Raw genomic sequence first — 527 nt, forward strand, 5'->3', positions numbered from 1 at the left:
TGGGCACCGGCACCGATCGGCCGCTGTTTGTCACCGGCAGAGGCACTGCGGTGTCCTACTCCAACGTCTGCGGTGGATTCCATCAGATGGTGCGCCGTGTCGGACTGGCCCCTCGTGCCGGCGCCCGTCCACGCCTGCACGATCTGCGACACAGTTTCGCCACCCGAGCGATGATCGATGCCTACCGGACAGGACGCGACCCCGCGCACACGCTGACCGTACTGTCTTTCTGGCTCGGGCATTCCAACCCGGCCGACACCTATTGGTATCTGCAGGCTGCCCCGGAAGTCGCGGCGATCGCCGCCGGGCGCCTCGACCACAGCCGGGAGTGGTGATGAACCACCGTCTCGCCCCGATCCTGCAGCGGTACTTCACCAGCTACGCGCTTACCCAGCGGGCATTGAGCCCGGCCACGATCCGGTCCTACCGCGACTGCTGGGCTCTGTTGTTGACCTTCGTCGCCGAACGCACACAGATCCCGCCCCACGCGCTCGACCTCGCACACATCGACCACGGAAGTGTCACCG

At 66.4% G+C, this 527-nt stretch carries 2 pseudogenes; both read left to right on the forward strand.

From position 1 onward, the window contains the following. Positions 1–335, forward strand: a pseudogene (locus OEY_RS0127780) (tyrosine-type recombinase/integrase); the annotation flags it as partial. Then, positions 335–527, forward strand: a pseudogene (locus tag OEY_RS0127785) (site-specific integrase); the annotation flags it as partial. The pseudogenes OEY_RS0127780 and OEY_RS0127785, both read left to right, overlap by 1 nt.

The organism is Rhodococcus sp. P14, from assembly GCF_000256505.1.
GTDB lineage: Bacteria > Actinomycetota > Actinomycetes > Mycobacteriales > Mycobacteriaceae > Rhodococcus > Rhodococcus ruber.